The 3,613-nt window shown below is 41.4% G+C and carries 3 protein-coding genes, 1 pseudogene and 1 other annotated feature; all 4 genes and pseudogenes read left to right on the forward strand.

Annotated elements, in window-relative coordinates:
* Positions 1–313, forward strand: a pseudogene (locus AC1DSB_RS16325) (aspartate aminotransferase family protein); the annotation flags it as partial.
* 43 nt (positions 314–356) lie between these two features.
* Positions 357–1,433 (forward strand): AbrB family transcriptional regulator, encoded by a 1,077-nt coding sequence (locus tag AC1DSB_RS16330; protein ID WP_477532211.1) that lies wholly within the window; start codon positions 357–359, stop codon positions 1,431–1,433.
* 190 nt (positions 1,434–1,623) lie between these two features.
* Complete coding sequence (locus AC1DSB_RS16335; RefSeq protein WP_477587120.1) at positions 1,624–2,175, forward strand: hypothetical protein; 552 nt, start codon at positions 1,624–1,626, stop codon at positions 2,173–2,175.
* A 277-nt stretch (positions 2,176–2,452) separates the two neighbouring features.
* Positions 2,453–2,679: a binding site (T-box leader), on the forward strand.
* A gap of 46 nt (positions 2,680–2,725) precedes the next feature.
* The coding region (locus AC1DSB_RS16340; RefSeq protein WP_477587121.1) for a class I tRNA ligase family protein at positions 2,726–3,613 on the forward strand (888 nt) is incomplete at its 3' end.

The following is a 3,613-nucleotide window of genomic DNA, read 5'->3' on the forward strand; positions in this document are numbered from 1 at the left end:
CTTCAACAGACTTGCGGATCAGTTGGAAGCGGGCTTCCGTGAAGCGGCTTCGAAATACCACATCCCACACACAGTGAATCGTGCGGGATCAATGATTGGATTCTTCTTTACGGATGAAACAGTAACGAACTACGACGTGGCGAAAACGTCTGATCTTCAACTGTTTGCAAAATATTACCGCTTGATGGCTGAGGAAGGCATTTTCTTGCCACCTTCACAATTTGAAGGCATGTTCCTATCTGCCGCTCATACATCTGAAGACATTGCGAAAACTGTGGAAGCATTCCATAAAGTATTTAAACAACTAGCTTAATACTCATGTCCTGGTACTCACTCGAGTATCAGGGCTTTTTTCAATGAAGAAAGGTGTGGTCTTGTTGCAACAGTCTTGGATAATCATACGTACTTTTATAATTGCAGCAGCGGCTGGTTTCATATTTGACCGAATCGGCATCTTTTTGCCATGGTTGCTAGGACCAATGGTTTCATTACTGCTTTTAAGGCAATATACTAAATTGCAATTTGAGTGGCCACGAATATATCGACAGATCGGTTTGATTTTCCTTGGTATTCAAATCGGCTCGTCTTTTACCAAAACATCCATAGAACTTATGTGGTTTGATTTTCCCCTGATGGTATTGATGACGTTGTCAGTCTCAGGTGTGGCACTATTATTAAGCCTGCTTTTTATGAAAATGTCTGGGGAAACCATTGCAACCAGCGTGTTAGGTTCTTTGCCAGGTGGGCTATCCCAAATGGTGTTGCTGAGTGAAGAAGTGGAATCAGCGAATTCCACCATCGTGACATTGATGCAGACGTTTCGAATCTTTGTGGTCGTGACGGTTGTCCCTTTTTTAACTGCATGGATTCCAAAAGGCAGTCATTTCAACGAAGCGACACTGGCTGAGTTGCCGACATTTAATGTTACTCATTTCATCATAGCTGTCTTACTTGGTACTTCCTTTTTTATCGCAATGAAAAAAATACATTTTCCTTTGCCTGAAATGATGGCACCTATTTTATCAATGGCCATTGTGCAGTTCGTGACAGATCATCCAGTTGTCGAAGTGCCTTCCATCGTATTAATTCTGTCTCAAATATTTGTGGGTGCTCATTTAGGCTTACAGCTCGAAAAAGTAAGAAATCAATTATCGATACGACTGTTCGCAGCGATTGTGCTGACAAACTTGGCGCTTATTGCATTTTGTGGATTCATTGCATACATACTGACAAACATTCATCCAGTTAACACGTTTCTAGATTTCTTTATTAGTGCAGCGCCTGGAGGAATTGCCGAAATGTCCATTACAGCATTGGAAACGGGTGCAGATTTGTCGACCGTCACCAGTTTTCATTTATTCCGGATTTTCTTTATCTTGCTGATTGCAGGACCTGTGATGACGTATGCATTGAAAAAATGGTTGAAAGCCTGATGTTTGATAGTGAGCGGTTGCTCAGACTGGCTTTTTTGAGTTTTCAACTGAAATAGAGCTGGTGACGTCTTAAAAAATAGTGAACTACGTCTGAGAAACTTTATGAACAACGAGAAGTTCTTCATGAAAGCATAAAGGCTCGTTCACTCGCATAAAATCTTTCACATAGCTTTGTGAAGGAGGACAAGAAGTGAATCAAGTTAATTGGAAGCTTCAAGAAGTTTTTTATTTCCCGGAAAGTTTTGGGGTGCCGACAAATGCTGCACGAATTGAGGTCAAGCCACAAGTAGAGTTTCAGCAAGTTAAAGGAGTAAGTAGTTTATATGGCATTTACCATATTGCAGCACATGTAGCTTTCCAACCAGGTGAATGTGAGCACCACGGAACGTCTGAATGGGTTTCAATCGAGGACTTGGACATGAATGGGGAAAACGGCTACTTTGAATATGCGGTGCCTTTATTCGTGGAATTACCTCCAAATTATGTTCATGGCAAAGTAGAACCTGAAATCCATCTGTCGGACGTTAATGCATCTGTCACCGATGAAAAAAYGTTGAAAGTGGAATGGAGCGTTACTTGCTCGTATGAACTTCCTGAACCACGGGAATCCTCTTCCGTAGAAGTATTCACTGAGCCTGTCAATTCCACTTCCGAGGAAAATCCGGTGGTCAAAGAAAATGTAGCATTGCCATTCTTCCTGAGTGATTTAAAAGACGGCTACTCCGTCTATGAAGTTAAATAATATCTTTTTGAAATAAAAATAAGATGAAAATTAACAAGCACAGCAGCAAGAAATCGAAGGTCGTCGGGATGAAAATGGTACGGATAAGTTCGAAAACTGTGATCGGCAAAATGATATGTTTGCAGTAGAAGCGGGTTTTTCGAAGCCACGGTGGAAGCAGATAAGGATTATATCCTCTTCGCATTGAGATTCCTCCTTTCAAAAATACTTGACGAGTTGTCGTGCAGTCCTATACAATAATCTCATCTTGGAAATACAATATGTTACAAAACTAAATAACAATGCATTGATTGGGAAGAGTAAAGTGGTGCTGTTTTCACAAGAGAGGGAACGTTTGGTGAGAGTTTCCGTTAACACACATTTGAATGTCGCCCATGAGCAGTTTCTGTGAACCTGTAAGTAGCAGAAACCGGTTAAAAGCCGTTATATAAACTTGAGAGCGTGATGATTTTTTTGTCATCTGCGAATAAAGGTGGTACCGCGAACAACTCCTTCGTCCTTTTTGTGACGACAGGAGTTTTTTTGTTTTCAAAAAAAGGAKGAATCGATTATGACTGAACAAAAACCAGAACTTTCAACGAAGTATGATCCGAAGTCCATCGAACAGGGACGCTACGAATGGTGGCTTAAAGGAAAGTATTTTGAAGCACAGCCTGAAAGCGGCAAAGAACCATACACCATTGTAATCCCACCGCCAAACGTAACAGGTAAATTACACTTGGGCCATGCTTGGGACACAACACTTCAAGATATTTTAATCCGCATGAAACGCATGCAAGGATATGATGCACTATGGTTGCCAGGAATGGACCATGCAGGTATTGCGACACAGGCAAAAGTAGAAGAAAAACTTCGTTCTGAAGGTAAGTCACGTTACGATTTAGGACGTGATGAATTTGTTAAAGAGACTTGGAAGTGGAAAGAAGAATATGCAGGTCATATTCGTACGCAGTGGTCAAAAATTGGATTAGGTCTTGATTACTCACGTGAACGTTTTACACTCGATGATGGCTTATCAAATGCTGTTAAAGAAGTATTCGTTAAGCTTTACAACAAAGGGCTTATTTATCGCGGCGAACGTATCATCAACTGGGATCCAGCAACGAAAACAGCTTTATCTGATATCGAAGTAATCCATCAAGACGTACAGGGTGCTTTCTATCATATGCGATACCCGCTCACAGATGGCACAGGTCATATTGAAGTTGCGACAACTCGACCGGAAACGATGCTGGGCGATACTGCAGTTGCGGTTCATCCGAAAGACGAACGTTACATGCACTTAATTGGCAAAACCGTTACATTGCCGATCGTAGGACGCGAAATTAAGATTGTTGCAGATGATTATGTGGATATGGAATTTGGAAGCGGTGCTGTTAAAATCACACCTGCACATGACCCGAATGACTTTGAAATCGGTAACCGTCATGACCTAGAG

Source organism: Paenisporosarcina sp. P4_E4_2 (assembly GCF_056401595.1).